This is a genomic window from Streptomyces sp. CWNU-52B (assembly GCF_047444975.1).
In the GTDB taxonomy this organism is placed as follows: Bacteria; Actinomycetota; Actinomycetes; order Streptomycetales; family Streptomycetaceae; genus Streptomyces.
The window spans coordinates 48,890-65,973 of record NZ_JBLFJV010000047.1 but is presented as its reverse complement, the minus strand read 5'-3'; the positions used below and the strand labels follow the sequence as shown (position 1 = coordinate 65,973).

The window sequence follows — 17,084 nt, the reverse complement described above, 5'->3', positions numbered from 1 at the left end:
TTGTCCGCCCTTGCCCGCTGCTCGTATCCGATCTCTTCTGTCACGATCAGACACATGAAGAATTTCGTAGTCAAGACGATCGCCAACGCGGGTGCCCTGGCAGTGGCGGTGTGGCTGCTCGACAAGATCACCCTGGCCGGTGAGGGCACGGGCAAGAAGGTCGGCACACTGCTGCTCGTCGCACTGGTATTCGGACTGGTGAACTTCCTCGTCAAGCCGATCGTGAAGATCCTCACCTTCCCCCTGTTCATCCTCACCCTCGGTCTGATCACGCTGGTGGTCAACGCCCTGATGCTGATGCTCACCTCATGGCTGGCGGACAAGCTCGACCTGAACTTCCACGTCGAGGGCTTCTGGACCGCGGTCCTGGGCGGCCTGATCATCTCGATCGTCTCCTGGGCCCTGAACGTCGTCCTCCCGGACGAGGACTGAGCAGCCCGGATGTCCTATCGCGTGTGCTTCGTATGCACCGGCAACATCTGCCGCTCCCCGATGGCCGAGTCCGTCTTCCGTGCGCGGGTGGCAGACGCCGGTCTCGACGGCCTGGTCGAGGTGGACAGCGCGGGTACCGGCGGCTGGCACGAGGGTGACGGCGCCGACCCGCGCACCGTCTCCGTCCTTGAGACGAACGGCTACGAGAGCGGCCACGCGGCCCGCCGGTTCCGGCCCGGCTGGTTCTCCGCGCTCGACCTGGTGATAGCCCTCGACGCCGGCCACCTCAGCGACCTGCGCCGCCTCGCGCCCACCCCGGCCGACGCCGGGAAGGTCCGGCTGCTGCGCTCGTACGACCCCGCTGCCGCCGGTGACGACCTCGACGTACCGGATCCCTATTACGGGGGGATGGACGGTTTCGAGGAGTGTCTTGAGATGGTGGAGGCGGCGAGTTCCGGACTGCTCGCCTCCGTGCGCGAACAGGTGGAGGGACAGGCGACATGACGGATTCTTCCGGGAAAGCGAGACTGGGAGCAGGAGCGGGTGACGGCACACGTGCCGTGCGGGCGGGACTGCCCGAGCCGGTCAAGCACGAGCCGACCCTCCCCGGCCCGGTCTTCGCCGCCCACTTCCATCTCCCGGGCGACCCCACGGGTCCGTACACCTATGGGCGCGACGAGAACCCCACCTGGACCCTCCTGGAGCGCGCCATCGGCGAGCTGGAGTCCCCGGAGCGGGACGACGTCGAGACACTGGTCTTCGCCTCCGGCATGGCCGCCGTCTCGGCCGTGCTCTTCTCCCAGCTGAGCGCGGGCGACACCCTCGTCCTGCCCGACGACGGCTACCAGGTCCTGCCGCTCGTACGCGGGCAGCTGGAGGCGTACGGAGTCGAGGTGCGCACCGCGCCGACCGGCGGCAGCGCCCAGCTCGACGTCCTCGACGGAGCGAAGCTGCTGTGGATCGAGACTCCGTCGAACCCGGGGCTAGACGTGTGCGACGTGCGGCGGCTCGTCGAGGCGGCCCACGCGCGCGGCTGCCTCGTCGCGGTCGACAACACCCTGGCGACCCCCCTCGGGCAGCGGCCGCTGGAACTGGGGACCGACTTCTCCGTGGCCAGCGGCACCAAGCAGCTCACCGGGCACGGAGACGTCCTGCTGGGATACGTCGCGGGCTCCGACACCTCGGCGATGGCCTCCGTACGGCGCTGGCGCAAGATCGTCGGGGCGATCCCCGGACCCATGGAGGCCTGGCTCGCACACCGCTCGCTCGCCACGCTGCAGATGCGCGTGGACCGGCAGGACGCGAGCGCGCTGGTGATCGCCGAGGCATTGCGGGACCGGCCCGAGGATCTCGGGGTCCGCTATCCCGGGCTGCCCGACGACCCTTCGCACCAGATCGCCTCGCGGCAGATGCGGCGCTTCGGGTGCGTGGTGTCGTTCACGCTGCCCACGCGCGCGCGTGCCGACCGTTTTCTCGGCGCACTGCGGCTGGTGGACGACGCGACGAGCTTCGGCGGGGTGCGGTCGACGGCCGAACGGCGCGGTCGCTGGGGCGGCGACGCGGTCCCGGAGGGCTTCATCCGTTTCTCGGTCGGCGCCGAGGATCCGGAGGACCTGGTGGCGGACGTCCTGCGCGCACTGGACGAGTCCGCGAAGTGAGCGCCAACTGACCGACCGGTCGGTAGCGGGGCTACGCACAACGGACGGTCCGAGCCTCCCCCCTCGTGGCTCGGACCGTCCTGGCTCTCTGCGCCGAGAACCGCGCGAACAAGGCTAGTTGACTGTGTGTCAGTGTCCAATCACAGTAGCGACAGGGGCCTATCGACATATTTATAGTTGGGGCTTTCCGGGGGAGCCGGAGAAGGAAGGGACGCCATGGACCTGGCCCTGCTGCGGACCTTCGTGACCGTGCACCGGGCCGGCTCCTTCACCCGCGCCGCCGCCCTGCTCGGTCTCTCCCAGCCGGCCGTCACCTCACAGATCCGCACGCTCGAACGGCAGCTGGGCCGGCCCCTGTTCCTGCGCCAGGCCCGCGGGGTGACCCCCACCACCATCGGCGACGAGCTCGCCCACAAGGCCGCTCCCCATCTCGACGCCCTCGTGGAGATCGCCGAGACCGGCCTCGACGCCGACTCCTCCGTGCGCACGCTCCACCTCACCGGTCCGCCGGAGTTCACCGCCGAACGGGCGCTGCCCGCGCTCACCGAGCTGATCGGTGACGACGGCCATGGCTTCGCGCTGCGGGCCTCCTTCGGCAACGCGGAGGAGACGCTGGAAGGGCTCGCCGCCGGGCATCATGATCTGGCCATCAGCACGGCTCGCCCCCGGGGTGCGCTGCTCACCGCGACTCCGCTCTGCGACGAGGAGCACGTACTGGTCGCCGCCCCGCGCTGGGTCCCCCGTATCGACGCCGGGCAGTTACGGCGCGAGGGGGCGCCCGCACTGGAGAACCTGCCCGTGGTGGAGGTGCACGAGTCGCTGCCGTTCATCGCCCGTTACTGGGCTTCCGTCTTCGACACCCTGCCCGCCGCATCGGGCACCGTCATCGTTCCCGACCTGCGCGCGGTGCTCGCCTGCGCCACCACCGGCGCGGGACTGGCGGTACTGCCGCGCTATCTGTGCGGAACGGCCCTGGCGCGGGGCGACGTGGTGGCCCTGACCGAACCCGCGGTGCCCCCGCTGCGCACCTACTTCCTGGTGGTGCGCACGGGCACCCTGGCCATGCCGCACATCGCGCGGGCGCACGAGTGGCTGATGCGCGCCGCCACCGACTGGTCGTGACGAGGACGCCGGACGGGCAGGACACCCGGCCCGGTCGGGACCGCCATGCGCCGGCTCGTCACGACCGCCATGTTTCACGTGGAACCAACCGGGCCACATTCCTCCCATGACCGACCGACCCGTGGTCAAGCGCACCGCCCGGGCCGTCCTGCTGGACGGCGACGACCTGATCCTGATCAAACGGACCAAGCCGGGCGTCGATCCCTACTGGCTGACGCCCGGTGGCGGGGTCGAGCCGGAGGACACCACTGTCGTCGACGCGCTCCATCGCGAGGTGCACGAGGAACTCGGCGCCAAGGTCACCGATGTCGTGCCCTGTTTCGTCGACACCGTGGAGCACATCGGCGAGGACAGCAGCTCGACCGGTGTGAAGGTGCAGCACTTCTTCGTCTGCCGCCTGGAGTCCATGGACCCCTCGCTGCGCCATGGCCCCGAGATCGAGGAGCCCTGCGGCGACTACGAGATCGTGCGGATCCCCTTCACCCGGGTGGGCATCGCCTCCGTCCACCTCGTACCGCTGTCGCTGCGGCACTATCTCGACGGGAACATCGAGGGCGTACGGGCGATGCAGGCACCCGACCTGGGGTGACGGCTCGGCCCTGTCGGGGCGCGCCTCCCTGCGAGGCGCCGCCCCGGGTCGGCGCCGGTCGGTCCGGGGTTTTCCCTTCCCGAGCCCTCCCGGTCGCGGGTCAGTCCCGGGTCGCGACCAGGTCCTCCACCGAGTCGTGGCGGATCCGTTCCGACGGGATGCCGATGTCCCGGAGGGCGTCCACACCGTTCCGGATCATGCCGGGCGGGCCCGAGAGATAGGCGTCGTACTCGTCCCACGGACCGAACTCGCGTATCGCGTCAGGGAGCTGGAGGTGTGCGAGCTGGTCGACGATCGGACGCACCGAGAGCCAGGAGTGGCTCTGCTGGAGCCGGAGCATGGTGTCGATGTCGTACAGGTCCTGATCGGTGCGAGCACCGTAGAAGACCTCGACCGGGCGCCGCAGGCCGTGCTCGGCGACGTCCTCGACCAGTGCCTTGATCGGGGCGATGCCGGTGCCGCCGCCCAGGCAGAGCAGTCCGCTGTCGGTGGTGTGGTCGACGGTCATCGAGCCGGCCGGCGGGCCGAGCCTGAGGATGTCGCCGGGGCGGGCCCGGTGCACCAGCGAGCTGGAGACCCAGCCCGCCGGAACCGCCTTCACGTGGAACGACAGCAGCCCGTCGGACCGGGGCGCCGAGGCGAACGAGTAGTGCCGCCAGACACGCGGCCACCAAGGGGTCTCCAGGCTCGTGTACTGCCCGGCGAGGAAGGGGTAGGGCTGATCCGGGCGGACCGTGACGACGGCGACGTCCGGGGTCCTCAGGTCGTGCGAGATCACCTCGGCGTACCACCAGGCCGGGGCGCGCAGTTCGTCCGCGGCCGCGGCGTCGATCATGATCTGCGAGATCTTCGTGTACGCCCTGACCCAGGCCGCCTCCGTCTCCTGGTTCCAGACCGTCTCGGCGAACCGGCTGAGCGCGCCGAGGAGGCACTCCCCGACGGCCGGGTAGTGCTCGGGGCGCGTGCCGTACTTACGGTGGCCACGGCCGAGGTTCTCCAGATACGCGACCAGGATCTCGGCGTTGTCGATGTGCTCGGCCGCGGTCAGTAAGGCCTTGAGCAGTCGGTCGCGCTGGGCGTCCATCGCGGCCGGGAACATGGGACGCAGATCCGGATGGCGCACGAAGAGCAACGCGTAGAAGTACGAGGTGACCTTGTCCGCGACAGGTTCCACCTCGTCCATGGTGCGGCGGATCAGGATGGCGTCGGGGGAGGCCGGCCGCGTGGGAGCCGGGCGCGCGGCAGCGGGCTGAGCAGGTGCGGGCCGTGCGGGGGCGGAGACCTGGTGGGGGGCCTGTGCCGATGGGGAGGCGGACCGCTGGTCGGGGCGCGGACGCTCGTGGCCCGGTGAGGGCGAGGCGGATGGAGGCGGAGCGGGCGCCCCGGGCTGTGCCGGAGCGGGCGGCATCGCTTCATGGGCCCTCGGCGCGGACACCGCGGGGCCGCCGTGGACGGCCCTCTCACCGAGAACACCGGCCGGTACGGGCCTGACGGCGCCGGCACCGGCCTGGGCGGAGCCTCCGTCGGGCGAACCGCCGTCGGGGGAACTCTCGGGGCGGCTGCTCGAGTGGGTGGATCCGGTGTCGGATCGGCCGGCCTTCGATTCGGGCTCCACGTCCGGGGGTATTCGCCGCGGTGCCGGACCGCCGCCTCCCGTCGAGGACCTGCCGACGGGCCGTAGCGCAGCCAGGCGCCGCCCCTCGGTCGCCTCCTGCGTGCCGCCCGCGGGCGGCTCAGGCGGCGTGTGCGGTGTGAACCAGCCGCCTCCGCCGCCACCCCCTGAAGTGCCGTTGTCGGCCGACGTGGTGGTCGGAGCGTCCATGCTGTGCCTCGCCTCGAACATCTTTCGGTCGGTCTGCGCACCTCCTCGATCGGAAGATGCCTGCTTTCCCCCGCAGACTGCTTACTTCGCCCCGTTCCGTCCTGTCGGCCGATGCGGCCACGTCGAACCGCTTCATCACACACTCTGCGAACAAGTGGGCAGGGCGCATGACAACGACCGCACTACCGCCGTCTCAGCATCCCACCCCGCGAACAGCCCGGTCACGTAACCGGAAATGCGGTCTTCGATCTCTCTGTCCCGTTAGGCTGCATTGCCCTGCGTTCGTCCCGACGGGATGTGCGGACACCTCACCGAACACGAACCGGAGTCGACCATACCGGCCGCGGTCCGCCACACAAGTCCCCGCTTCCTTACGTCAGGAATTGAGCGGGGGACGTCCCAGTAATTCTTTCAATTACCGGGCGGGGCACACCAATTCATAAGCATCCCGTAGATCCCGCCCCACATAGGAGTGGGTGGCCAGGCCCGCCAGATGCCGGTCCGCATTGACCGCGACGGACACCGGCACCACCCCGAACAGGTCTCTGTCGGACATCGAGTCGCCGTACGCGACGCAGTCGGCCCGCCCCACTCCGAACTCTTCGCAGAGCCGGTCCGCGATCCCCACCTTGGCCGCCGCGCTCAGCACCCCTGCCGGATCCACCGGCTCGGTGAACGGCACCGCGGGGAAGCGTGATCCGTACGCCGCGTGCGCGCCCCACACGGTCAGCCTCTCCACGAAGAACGACGGAGAGAGCGAGACGACGGCGCAGTAGTCACCGCTCTCCCTGATCCGCGCCCAGACCTCCTCGATGCCCGCCAGCCACGGCGCGCCCGTGAAGGCCGCCGCCACATGAGCCTCGGTGAGGTCCGCCCAGAGGGCACGCACCCGCGTCGCGTACTCCGGTGGGCCGATGAGCCCCGCGCCGATCGCCTCGTCGAGCGCCACGGCCTCGGCCTCCAGGCCGAGTTGCCGGGATATCTCCACAGGCGCCGACGAGCCGTGCAGCAGCGTCCCGTCCAGATCGAAAAGATGAAGTCTCGCCATGTACGCCGAGGTTAGTAGGCGGGGTTACTCCCGCTGTCAGACGCCTCAGCCGCTCGCACACGGCACGGTGTTTCACGTGAAACTAAACCGCCCCGCACGCCGGGCCACCCTCGTCGTCCATGTAGCCGCGTCCGCGTGCTGGCTCGGGCTCACGCTCGGGCTGCTCGCCCTGGGAATCACCGCGGCCACCACCGGGTCCGCGGAAACCGTCGAAGCCTCCGTCCGCGCCATGAAGACCTTCACCGACTGGCTCCTGCTGCCCCTGGCGTTCCTCACGCTCCTCAGCGGTCTGGTGCTGTCCCTGGGTACGCCCTGGGGGCTGGCGAGGCACCGGTGGGTCTACACCAAGTTCTGGCTGACCCTGGCCACGGTCACGGCGACCGTTTTCGCCCTGCGCCCCGGAGTCGGCTCCGCGGTTACCGCGGTATCGGCCGGCGGGCCGCTGCCCGATTCCGGCGATGTCCTGTTCGGGCCGATCGTCTCGCTGTCCGCGTATCTGTTCATGACGGTGATCTCTGTCGTCAAGCCCTGGGGACTGACCCGGCGAGGGCAAAGGATGCGTGCGGCCGGCCGCAAACCGGTGGACGCCGCGACCGCCCGTCGGACAGCCTGACCTGCGTGTCGACTCTTTCCCCCGCCGCGCTGCCCATTCGCCGTCTGACGCTTCGCGATCTCTCCGCCTGCGCCGACCTCTCCGAGAACCGGGGCTGGCCCCGTGAGGAACACAAGTGGGGTCTGCTGCTCGCGGCCGGCACGGGCTTCGGTATCGACGACCCCGGCGGAGGTCTCGTCACCGGCTGCGTCGTGACCGCGTACGGGCCCCAGGACCGGCCCGATCTTGCGGCGATCGGCATGGTGCTGGTCGCCGAGCAGCACGCCCGCCAGGGCATCGGACGCCGGCTCATGCGCCATGTCGTGGCCGAGCTGGGGAGCACCCCGGTGACCCTGCACGCCACGCCGTACGGACGCCCGCTCTACGAGGAACTCGGCTTCAAGACCGTCGGACGGGCCGAGATGGTCCGCGGCCGCTTCAGCCCTCGCGGCCCGGAACCCGAGGTCGCCACGCGTCCGGCCACGGCGGGGGATCTCGCCGCGATCCTCCGCCTCGACGAAGAGGTCTTCGGCACGGACCGGACCCACATGATCACGCGGCTTCCCGCCTTCTGCGACCAGTTGCGCGTCGCCGAGGAGAACGGCCGGATCATCGGATACGCGGCCGCCTGGCCCAACCTGGACAACCAGGTCGTGGGCCCGCTGATCGCACGGGACACCGAGACGGCGAAGGCGCTCATCGGCTCGCTGGCCTCCGGCACCGACCTCCCCCTGCGCACCGACATCGACGTACGGCACGAGGAGTTGCTGGGGTGGGTGAAGGAGCGCGGGCTCGACTCCCTGAGTTTCAACGCGGTCATGACGTACGGAATCGGGGAGTTGCCCGGCGACTGGAGGCGGCGGTTCGCTCCGCTCACCGTGGCCGCGGGCTGAGCCAACCGGCCACGGCATGAGCGGGGCAGTACCTCTGGGCATTTCCAGGGCACTCCTAGGCACTTCCTAGGCGAGAGCCTTCACCGCGGTGGTGGCGAAGGCGTGGTCCTGCTCCGGTGCGCCGCCGCCGACTCCGATCGCGCCGATGAGGCGGCCGTCGCGGTGGACCGGGACACCGCCCGCGATGAACAGGAGCGGGCGGTCGAGCGCGGTCGGCAGGCTGTGGAAGAGGCCGCCGGGCTGGACGGCTTCGACGAGGTCCGCGGTGGGGGTGTCGAGCTGTAGCGCCGTGTAGGCCTTGCGGGTGCTGGTCTCGCCCGAGATCAGCACCGCTCGGTCGTCCCGTCGGAAGGCGAGCAGGTGGCCGCCCGCGTCGAGGACCGTGACGCTGACCGTGACCTCGTCGGCTTCCGCGGCACGACGGGCGGCCGTGACGAGGGCCTCGGCGTCCTGGATGGTCAGCGGGGTGACCGTGGTGATGCTCATGAGGGGTTCTCTCCTTGCGAGGTGGTACGGCTCAGTGGTGGACGACGGACGGCTGTGTCATGGCCTGCTCCGGCTCCGGGGCGGCCACGACCGGGGTGACCGCGGCCGGGTCGGCCGAGAGTGGGTGTGCCGAGACCGGGACGGCCGATCCGGCGCGGCGCTCCAGAGCGGCCGACAGGACGGCGAGCAGCAGAGCCCCGGCGGCGAGGACGGCGCCGACCCAGTTGGGTGCGGTGTAGCCCATGCCGGCCGCGATCACGACGCCACCGAGCCAGGCCGAGAGGGCGTTGCCGAGGTTGAAGGCGCCGATGTTCACGGCGGAGGCGAGCGTCGGGGCGCCGTGCGCCTGGTCGAGCACCCGCTTCTGCAGCGGCGGAACGGTGGCGAAGCCGAGGGCGCCGATCAGCGTGATGGTGACGGCCGCCGCGATCTTGTTGTGCGCGGTGAGGGTGAACAGGGCGAGTACGACGGCGAGGGCGCCCAGTGACACGTACAGCATCGGCATCAGGGCGCGGTCGGCGAATCTGCCGCCGACGAGGTTGCCGCCGACCATCCCGAGGCCGAAGAGGACGAGCAGCCAGGTGACCGAGCCGTCGGCGTAGCCGGTGACATGCGTCATCATCGGCGCGATGTAGGTGATCGCCGCGAAGACTCCCCCGAAGCCCAGGACGGTCATCGCCATGGCGAGCAGGACCTGGACGTTCTTGAAGGCGGCCAGTTCGTGACGGAGTCGCACGCCTTCCTGCTTGGGCAGGTCGGGCACCAGCCTGGCGATGCCCAGCAGGCCGAGGACGCCCAGTGCGGCGACGACCGTGAAGGTCACGCGCCAGCCGGCGGACTGTCCGATGAGGGTGCCCAGCGGTACGCCGACGACGTTGGCGACGGTCAGGCCGGTGAACATCATCGCGATGGCACCCGCCTTCTTGTCCGGCGCGACGAGATCGGCGGCGACGACCGAGCCGATGCCGAAGAAGGCGCCGTGCGCGAGTGAGGCGACCACGCGTCCGATCAGCATGACGGCGAACGTGGGTGCGACGGCGGAGAGCAGGTTGCCGACGACGAACAGTCCCATCAGCAGCATCAGCATCCGTTTGCGGGACACCTTGGTGCCGAGGACGGTCATGAGGGGCGCGCCGAACATGACTCCGAGCGCGTAGCCGGTCACGAGGAAGCCCGCGGTGGGGATGGAGACACCGAAGTCGCCCGCGACCTCGGGCAGCAAGCCCATGATCACGAACTCGGTGGTGCCGATCCCGAAGGCCCCGATCGCGAGGGCCAGAAGCGCGAGAGGCATGAGGGGGAGACCTTCCCAGAAGGTTGCAGGAGCGCTTTACGTGCGTTCACAATAGTTGCAGACGCGGGTTAAGTGCAAGCGCAGGATATTGCGGGTGTGCCCTATCCTGGGTGTCAGCCGCTCCGGGACGGAGGAAATGCCATGACAGCGACGGACCCCGCACTCACCGCTCTCGCCCAGGGCTGGTGCGCCCTCTCCCTGCTGCACGGGAGGATCGAGGCGCACATCGAGCGGGCCCTGCAGAGCCGGCACGGCCTGAGCGTGCGCGAGTACTCGCTCCTCGACGTCCTCAGCCGCCAGCACGACGGCGACGGCGGGCATCTGCAGATGAAGCAGGTCGCCGACGCGGTCGTCCTCAGCCAGAGCGCCACCACCCGCCTGGTGACCCGGCTCGAGGACCGCGGCCTGCTCTCGCGCTACCTGTGCCCCACCGACCGCCGTGGCATCTACACGAACGTCAGCGAGGCGGGGCTCACGCTCCTGGAGGCAGCACGGCCCACCAACGACGCCGCGCTGCGCGAAGCGCTGGACGAGGCGGCGAAGAGCCCCGAACTGGCCCCGCTGGTTCGCGTCGTGGAGTCGGCGAGCGTCCCCGCGCCCGCATAGACATGCCCGCGTGAACGCGCGCGACTGGACGCACACGACTGAACGCGTGCGTCCGAATACGCGCGTAAGCCGCTTCCGCCCGCGCTGTCCGTCGTCACTAGGCTGTCGGCATGGAAGATCTTGAGATACGCCCCGCGGGCGCGGACGACGTCCCGGCGATCGTCGCGATGCTGGCCGACGACCCGCTGGGCTCGCAGCGCGAGTCACCGGAGGATCTGACCCCGTATCTGACCGCGCTGGATCGCCTCAGCAAGGATCCGAACCAGCACCTGGTCGTCGCCGTGCGCGAGGGCCGTGTCGTCGGCACCCTCCAGCTCACGATCGTTCCCGGGCTGGCCCGCAAGGGAGCGACCCGCTCGATCATCGAAGCCGTACGCGTCCACGCCGACGAGCGGGGCAGCGGTCTGGGCACCCGCTTCATCGAGTGGGCCGTGGAGCGTTCCCGGAGCGAGGGCTGCCAGTTGGTGCAGCTGACCTCCGACGTCACCCGGACGGACGCTCACCGGTTCTACGAGCGTCTCGGCTTCACGGCATCGCATGTCGGATTCAAGCTGCAGCTCTGAAGTGCGCCTCGCCGACGACGTTCCGGGGGTCGCAGGGGGTGTCGAGGGGGGCATGTTTCACGTGAAACAGGGCACCCCTCGACACACCGGGCACAGCACGCCGCACAACACGCCGCACCACACGGCCACACCGCGTGGCGACACCACGTGCCGTTTCCAGGAACCGGGAACGCGGCTACTTGATCCCGCGCCAGCCCTCGGGGTCCACGCCACCCGGCACCGGAGCGCCCTGGCCGTACGGCTGCCGGGTGAACACGAACGAGCCGAGGTCCAGGTGGCTCACCACCCCGTCGGGGCCCTCCACGGCCCGTAGAACCTCCCCGGCGTAGTAGCCGTCGAGCCCGGTCCAGGTCCCGTCGGCTCCGGATCGAAAGCGAGAGCGCCGGCCGTGGCCCGACAGGGGCCCGAGCGTGACGTCCCCACCGGCCGTGAGACGCAGCGCGAAAGAGTGCGTCCCCCAGTACCAGGGCCCGGCCAACTCCAGTACAGCCCGGTCGACTTCGGGCAGGGGACGCCACGGCTCGGGAATCCGCGGCTCGGCCTCGGCGACGATGCGTACGAGCTCGGCGGCGACCGTCGACACCGGCGGGCCCGAGGTGCAGTTGGCGAGCACGACGGCTGCCACGTCGTCCTCGACGCCGATCATCAGCCCGGCGACGAACCCCGGGAGGGAGCCACCGTGTCCCACCAGGGTCCTGCCGTCGCGGTGCTGGATCTGCATACCGAACCCGTAGGCGGCACCGGCGGCCACCTCCTCGGGCTCGGCCGGTGCGGCGGGCGTACGCATCTCCCGTACGGACTCCGCGCTCAGCACCCGGTCGTCGCCCCGGGCGAGGAACACCGCGAAGCGCGCCAGATCGCCGCTGGTCGACCAGAGCTGACCGGCCGGCGCCATCCGCCCCAGATCCTCGGCGGGTTCGGGGAGCATGACGTCCGCCCAGGGGTGCACGGCCCAGCCGCCCGCGTGAGGTGCCTGCGGCTGTCCGCTCGTCCGGCGCAGTCCCAGCGGTTCGAGCACTTCGCCGCGCAGGACCTCCTCCCAGGGTGCGCCCCGCAATTCCTCGACCAGCGCGCCCAGCAACGTGTAGCCGGGGTTCGAGTAGTGGAACCGCCTGCCGACCGGATGCCGGTGCGGCTGTTCGCCCAGGACGTCGGCGAGTTCGGGGCGCAGTGATCCGGGGGTGCGTTCCCACCAGGGGCCAGGCGACTCTGCGGCCAGCCCGCCGGTGTGCGCGAGGAGCCCGGCGATGGTCGCCTCCCCCGCGCCCGTACCGGGAAGATGCTTCTCCAGCGGATCACCCAGGTCGAGCACGCCCTCGTCGCGCAGCCGCAAGACCAGGACCGCGGTGAACGTCTTGGTGATCGAACCGATGCGGTACTGCACGTTCTCGTCGGGTCCGTGCCCGTCCACCGAGGTGCGCGACCCGTGCCACACCGTCTCCCCGCCCCGCACCACCGCCGCGACCAACGACGGCGCCCGCCCCTCCGCCTGAGCGGTGGCGATGGTGTGCAGCAGGGCTCGGCGCGTGGCGGGAAGCAACGCTTGTGCAGGTGTCGTCGTCATGGCCCCAGTCCACCTGCCTCGACGCCCCGCGTCGAGCGCATTCAGCACCGGGCTGTAGGTTCCCACCACCTGATTTACCATCAGCGGGCGAGAGGAGTCGCTGAGTGGCCCCGTCAAGTGGACCCGTTCTGCGTACCCAGAGGCTCGTGATGGAGCCGATCCGCCGCGGGGACAGCGGTGATCTCTTCGAGGCTGTGGTCGGTCAGGACAGCGTCATGCGATGGCTGGCGACCGGCCGGGCGGACAGCCGATCCGCAGCCGAGGCCATGTGCGACGACCACGTTGCCCACTGGACCAGACACGGCTACGGCGACTTCGCGGTCAGGGATGCCGCAACGCACGCCTTTCTCGGCCGGGTGGGACTGCGCAATCGCGCCCGGTACGGAGTCGACCTCGGTTTCGCCGTGCACCCACGAGCCCAAGGCCGTGGGATCGCCGGCGAGGCAGGGCGTGCATGCCTGGACCTGGCGTTTCGCCGCCTCTCGCTCCCGGCGCTTTTCGCGTTCGTCCTGCCCGGCAATTCCGCCTCGATCGCGGTACTGCGCCGCCTTGGCGCCCAGGCGGACGGAACTGTCCAGTCCAGCGGCCTTCGTTGTCTGCGCTACCGGTTCGACCCCGCGTCCACGGCAACTGCGAAGGACGTGGTGAACGACGGTGGGGCGAACCTCCAGCTGATCCATGCGCCGGGCCCCGACTCTCCTGAAGACAGAGCCGCACTGCGCGATGGCCTGCTCGACCCCTTCGGAGTGGACGGGCTCGGCCTGGTGCGGGCCGACGAGCAGCACACCCTCACGGCTGTCTCCGGAGGCCGACCGGTGGCTTCCGTCGGATGGCTGCTGCGGGACACGGCCTTCGACGGACTGCCGCGCCGCGCCGCGGGACTGGGCAGTGTGCTGGTGCACCCCGCCTGTCGGGGGCAGGGCATCGCCCGGACGGTCATCAGCGTGGCGGTCGAACACGCAAGAGCGGCCGGCGCCGAGACGGTGATCCTGCTGTGCCGCCCGGAACTGGTTCCGTTCTGTACGCGGCTGGGATGGAGCCGGCTCTCCGTGCCCGTCACCTTCCGGCAGCCCGACGGCACGCGGACCTCGCCGCTGACCACCATGGTCTACGACCTGGCCGACCGGCCTCATCCCACCATCGGTGTGGACCTGCGCGGCCTGCCCTTCTGATCCGCTGAGCAGAACGTGTGGTCGAGCATTCCCGTTCGGTTGGTTTGACCACCTGTAGCGTGCGCGGATGGACGATCTGGGACGCGTGGCTTGGCCGCCTGAGCCGATCAGGACCGAGAGGCTCGTGCTCCGTGAGCCCGAGGCCCGGGACCGTGCGGCGTTCATCGAACTACTCGCTTCGCCAGAGGTGCACACCTACCTCGGCGGCACTCGGCCACGTGACGAGTTGGAGCGCGAGACGCCCGAGGTGCCCGAGCGGTGGCCCGGGAGCTTCGTCGTCGATCTCGACGGGGCAATGATCGGCCAGATCCTGCTCAGGAGGGCGGCCGGGCACCGTCGCCCGGCTGCCGCAGGGAAGGTCGATCTCGGCTACCTGTTCCTGCCGCGGGCGTGGGGATACGGGTACGCCGCCGAGGCATGCGCGGCGGCACTCGCCTGGCTCTCCGACGTGTGTCCCGGCGAGCCAGTGACGCTTGCCACCCAGACCGCCAACATCGGCTCGATGCGCCTTGCGGCAAAGCTGGGGTTCACCGAAGTGGAGCGGTTCGAGGCCTGGGGCGCCGAGCAGTGGCTCGGCATGTGGTCCCCGGTCACGCTGTCCGGTTGAGTTCCTGACGGAACCGCTGCCTTCGCGACGGAACCCGCCGGGAAGTATCGGCCCATCGACGCGCGAGCGACCACGACGTGCCGCCGGCACACATGCCCGGCGCCACCTCTGTTCCATCACCACGTAAATCGCCGCGCCCACGGCTTCGCCGACCGAGGACAGCCATCGAACCACCGCCCCACGCTTTCCGAGGCAGCCCTACTGACCGCCGAACGCCGGGGTCCTGTCCGCGTCGGCAGCGGAGACGACGACCGGGGAGGCCCTCTACCCGAAGAGGGGAACTACAGCTGTAGGTTCTCACTTTCGGTGTCAGGCGCCGCCGCTATGACCAGGACGTTTCCCTTCAGTCTCACGACGTGTCGGCCCGCTGCTGTCTCAGAGCGATGTCGTTTCCCCAGACTGTCCGTCAGCCATCCGTTCCATCCACTCGCGCACGGTCACCGCGTGCTCGATGCGGTTAACGATGCCCTTCTTGGATGCCGTGTCCAGAGCCTCCGGGATCATGTCGAAGGTGTCGGGAAGGACATCGAGCAGACCCCAGATCTGTTCGCCGGTTCCGACAGACGGGGTCCCAGTAGTTCTCGCCGAAAAAGCAACGCTAAGGGCTGAGCCGCAGGTCGGGGATATCCGTTGCTTTTACGGCCGATGGTCCCGCTACCCCCTGACCTGGCAACCTTCGTCCTCAGCATGCAGCGCGCCCCGGCGCTTGAGTTCCACCTACTTTGAACTCACCTGCGCAGACCTCAACCACTCGGCCGTACTCGGTGAGCGCATTGCGGGTGAGGTGGTTGACCGGGGACCCGAGGCTCAGGCTGAAGGCAACCGTCTCTGGCTTGGTGGCGAGGCGGCCATGCTCCAGCCTCCACGGCGCGCATCTGTCGACCTGTCGACTGAAGTTGGCAATAGTGTCGGGGTCGCCAATAGGCTTCTCGTGGGCTTCAAACGCGGCCGAAGATCGGCCCGGCTCAAGCGGGTAGGAGTGTCAGGCATGGCCGACAAGAAGGTCGTTTTCGTTGCGTTCGCGATCGAGGACGAGCGGCAGAGGGACTTCCTCAAGGGGCAGTCTCTCAGCCCGCGCGCGCCGTACGAGTTCATCGACATGTCAGTCAAGGAGGCCTACGAGTCCGGGTGGAAGGACAAGGTCCGCACCCGCATCCGGCGCTCCGACGGCGTGATCGTGCTGGTGAGCAAGAATTCGCTGACGTCGGAGGGGCAGGAGTGGGAGATCAAGTGCGCGAAGGAGGAGGGCAAGAAGATCCGTGGGATCTGGGCGTATAGCGATGACCGGACGCAGCTCGCCGGCGTAGCGACTGTCGTTTGGAGCGACGCGAACATCTCCTCGTTCATCGACTCGCTCTGAGGTAGACACGATGCGTAAAGCCCTTATCGTTGGAATCGACTATTACGAGAACATCGGCTCGCTCACTGGCGCGGTCAACGACGCGCACAGCGTCAAGACGACCTTGGAGCGCAATGCCGACGGCACTCGCAATTTCGCGCAACCGAACCTCATGACGAGCACCGGCCCGGGATCGGACGTCACTCGCGCCGAACTGCGCGAAGCGATCGAGCAGCTCTTCCGGGATGATGCAGAGGTCGCGCTGCTGTACTTCTCGGGCCACGGTTACATCGACGGCATCGGCGGGTACCTCTGCGCGAGCGACTTCGCCAGCGAGCACGATGGCCTCTCGCTCGCGGACATCATGGGCTACGCCAACAAGTCGCCGGCAAAGAACAAGGTGATCATCCTCGACAGCTGCCACAGCGGCGCAGCTGGCGGCAGCGCGCTCTCCGCTAAGGTCGCAGAGATCTCCGAGGGCGTCACGATCCTTACCGCGTCGGCGGCGAATCAGTACGCGATCGAGACGGGCGGCTCAGGCGTCTTCACAAGCCTGTTCGTAGACGCCCTCAGCGGGTCCGCGGCCAACCTCGTCGGCGAGGTCACGCCGGGCAGCGTCTACGCTCACGTGGACCAGTCTCTCGGCCCGTGGTCGCAACGGCCGATCTTCAAGACGAACGTCAAGGAGTTCGTGTCGCTGCGGAAGGCCGACGCCCCGATCGAGCTTGAGAAGCTGCAGAAGCTTGTCGAGCTGTTCCAGGAGCCCACCACCCTGCTCCAACTGGATCCCAGCTACGAGCCCGAGCGCACCGGAGCCGAGGACCCCCCGGTCCCGGCGCCGGACCCGGTCAAGAATGCGGACTTCGCAGTCCTGCAGGCGCTGGTGCGCGTCAACCTGGTGCGCCCAGTGAGCGCACCACACATGTGGCACGCGGCCATGAACTCCAAGACGTGCGAGCTAACCGTGCTAGGCCAGCACTACTGGTCCCTCGTGAAGCAGGGCTTGATCTGATGTCGGATGCAGCAGGAATCCGCGAAACGCTCGAAAACCATCGGGCAATCGACAGGCTCGCGGCGGTCGAACACGACCGTTGGGCCCATTGGCAGCAGTATCTGCACGACCAGTGCGAGCGTCGCGACGACGGCTCATTGGTGATCCCCGCAGAGCTCGTCTCTCGATGGGAGGAGCAGATCCGCACCCCCTACGAGGAACTTGCTCCCGAGGTACAGGAGAGCGATCGCGAGCAGGTGCAGCGATACCTGCCCACAGTCATCGAGATACTGACCGACTGAAATG

Annotated in this window: 19 protein-coding genes and 1 pseudogene; 14 read left to right on the top strand and 6 right to left on the bottom strand. The window is 69.3% G+C overall.

The window, feature by feature from the left end:
* Positions 1-54 precede the first annotated feature (54 nt).
* From ACLVWQ_RS31570 to ACLVWQ_RS31550, 5 genes are all read left to right on the top strand, one after another.
* On the top strand, positions 55-432 hold the full coding sequence (locus ACLVWQ_RS31570; protein ID WP_414112650.1) for a phage holin family protein: 378 nt from the start codon (positions 55-57) through the stop codon (positions 430-432).
* 9 nt (positions 433-441) lie between these two features.
* Positions 442-936: a low molecular weight protein-tyrosine-phosphatase gene (locus tag ACLVWQ_RS31565; RefSeq protein ID WP_414112649.1), complete on the top strand. Its 495-nt coding sequence runs from the start codon at positions 442-444 to the stop codon at positions 934-936.
* Positions 933-2,090 carry a cystathionine gamma-lyase gene (locus ACLVWQ_RS31560; RefSeq protein WP_414112648.1) on the top strand — a complete coding sequence of 386 codons (1,158 nt, stop codon included), beginning with the start codon at positions 933-935 and terminating at the stop codon, positions 2,088-2,090. The genes ACLVWQ_RS31565 and ACLVWQ_RS31560 overlap by 4 nt, the downstream gene beginning before the upstream one ends.
* 216 nt (positions 2,091-2,306) lie before the next feature.
* Positions 2,307-3,212, top strand: a complete 906-nt coding sequence (locus ACLVWQ_RS31555) for a LysR family transcriptional regulator (RefSeq protein WP_414112647.1) — start codon at positions 2,307-2,309, stop codon at positions 3,210-3,212.
* A gap of 106 nt (positions 3,213-3,318) precedes the next feature.
* The gene (locus ACLVWQ_RS31550) at positions 3,319-3,801 is read left to right on the top strand and encodes an NUDIX domain-containing protein (RefSeq protein ID WP_414112646.1); all 483 of its coding nucleotides are present in this window, start codon (positions 3,319-3,321) and stop codon (positions 3,799-3,801) included.
* A gap of 100 nt (positions 3,802-3,901) precedes the next feature.
* Here ACLVWQ_RS31550 and ACLVWQ_RS31545 read toward each other — a convergent pair whose 3' ends face one another.
* Positions 3,902-5,644, bottom strand: coding sequence for a globin domain-containing protein (locus ACLVWQ_RS31545; RefSeq protein ID WP_414112645.1), 1,743 nt, complete (start codon positions 5,642-5,644; stop codon positions 3,902-3,904).
* Positions 5,645-6,038: 394 nt separating this feature from the next.
* Positions 6,039-6,671, bottom strand: a complete 633-nt coding sequence (locus tag ACLVWQ_RS31540; RefSeq protein ID WP_414112644.1) for an HAD family hydrolase — start codon at positions 6,669-6,671, stop codon at positions 6,039-6,041.
* Between the two features lie 76 nt (positions 6,672-6,747).
* Here ACLVWQ_RS31540 and ACLVWQ_RS31535 point away from each other — a divergent pair, with 76 nt between their 5' ends.
* Together ACLVWQ_RS31535 and ACLVWQ_RS31530 are read left to right on the top strand one after the other, a co-directional pair.
* Positions 6,748-7,284, top strand: a complete 537-nt coding sequence (locus ACLVWQ_RS31535) for a DUF2269 family protein (protein WP_414112643.1) — start codon at positions 6,748-6,750, stop codon at positions 7,282-7,284.
* 5 nt (positions 7,285-7,289) lie between these two features.
* Positions 7,290-8,156 (top strand): GNAT family N-acetyltransferase, encoded by an 867-nt coding sequence (locus ACLVWQ_RS31530; protein WP_414112642.1) that lies wholly within the window; start codon positions 7,290-7,292, stop codon positions 8,154-8,156.
* A gap of 66 nt (positions 8,157-8,222) precedes the next feature.
* Here the strand turns inward: ACLVWQ_RS31530 and ACLVWQ_RS31525 are convergent, their stop codons facing one another.
* Positions 8,223-8,642, bottom strand: a complete 420-nt coding sequence (locus tag ACLVWQ_RS31525) for a GlcG/HbpS family heme-binding protein (RefSeq protein WP_414112641.1) — start codon at positions 8,640-8,642, stop codon at positions 8,223-8,225.
* Positions 8,643-8,673: 31 nt separating this feature from the next.
* The gene (locus tag ACLVWQ_RS31520; protein WP_414112640.1) at positions 8,674-9,936 is read right to left on the bottom strand and encodes an MFS transporter; all 1,263 of its coding nucleotides are present in this window, start codon (positions 9,934-9,936) and stop codon (positions 8,674-8,676) included.
* Between the two features lie 141 nt (positions 9,937-10,077).
* On the opposite strand from ACLVWQ_RS31520, the gene ACLVWQ_RS31515 reads away from it, so the two are divergent.
* Positions 10,078-10,542, top strand: coding sequence for a MarR family winged helix-turn-helix transcriptional regulator (locus ACLVWQ_RS31515; RefSeq protein WP_414112639.1), 465 nt, complete (start codon positions 10,078-10,080; stop codon positions 10,540-10,542).
* Between the two features lie 110 nt (positions 10,543-10,652).
* Positions 10,653-11,105 (top strand): N-acetyltransferase family protein, encoded by a 453-nt coding sequence (locus ACLVWQ_RS31510; protein ID WP_414112638.1) that lies wholly within the window; start codon positions 10,653-10,655, stop codon positions 11,103-11,105.
* 175 nt (positions 11,106-11,280) lie between these two features.
* Here ACLVWQ_RS31510 and ACLVWQ_RS31505 read toward each other — a convergent pair whose 3' ends face one another.
* Positions 11,281-12,669 carry a serine hydrolase domain-containing protein gene (locus ACLVWQ_RS31505; RefSeq protein ID WP_414112637.1) on the bottom strand — a complete coding sequence of 463 codons (1,389 nt, stop codon included), beginning with the start codon at positions 12,667-12,669 and terminating at the stop codon, positions 11,281-11,283.
* A gap of 149 nt (positions 12,670-12,818) precedes the next feature.
* On the opposite strand from ACLVWQ_RS31505, the gene ACLVWQ_RS31500 reads away from it, so the two are divergent.
* Together ACLVWQ_RS31500 and ACLVWQ_RS31495 are read left to right on the top strand one after the other, a co-directional pair.
* Entirely contained in the window at positions 12,819-13,841 is a 1,023-nt protein-coding gene (locus ACLVWQ_RS31500; protein ID WP_414112824.1) for a GNAT family N-acetyltransferase, read from the top strand.
* A gap of 67 nt (positions 13,842-13,908) precedes the next feature.
* Positions 13,909-14,448 (top strand): GNAT family N-acetyltransferase, encoded by a 540-nt coding sequence (locus ACLVWQ_RS31495; RefSeq protein ID WP_414112636.1) that lies wholly within the window; start codon positions 13,909-13,911, stop codon positions 14,446-14,448.
* 375 nt (positions 14,449-14,823) lie between these two features.
* Here the strand turns inward: ACLVWQ_RS31495 and ACLVWQ_RS31490 are convergent.
* A pseudogene (locus ACLVWQ_RS31490) lies at positions 14,824-15,012 on the bottom strand (hypothetical protein); the annotation flags it as partial.
* Positions 15,013-15,436: 424 nt separating this feature from the next.
* On the opposite strand from ACLVWQ_RS31490, the gene ACLVWQ_RS31485 reads away from it, so the two are divergent.
* The 3 genes from ACLVWQ_RS31485 to ACLVWQ_RS31475 are packed head-to-tail and all read left to right on the top strand — an operon-like array spanning position 15,437 to position 17,080.
* Entirely contained in the window at positions 15,437-15,808 is a 372-nt protein-coding gene (locus ACLVWQ_RS31485) for a TIR domain-containing protein (protein ID WP_062025626.1), read from the top strand.
* Between the two features lie 10 nt (positions 15,809-15,818).
* The gene (locus ACLVWQ_RS31480) at positions 15,819-16,799 is read left to right on the top strand and encodes a caspase family protein (protein WP_414112635.1); all 981 of its coding nucleotides are present in this window, start codon (positions 15,819-15,821) and stop codon (positions 16,797-16,799) included.
* Entirely contained in the window at positions 16,799-17,080 is a 282-nt protein-coding gene (locus tag ACLVWQ_RS31475) for a hypothetical protein (protein WP_062025629.1), read from the top strand. Before ACLVWQ_RS31480 ends, ACLVWQ_RS31475 begins: the two co-directional genes overlap by 1 nt.
* Positions 17,081-17,084: the final 4 nt, after the last annotated feature.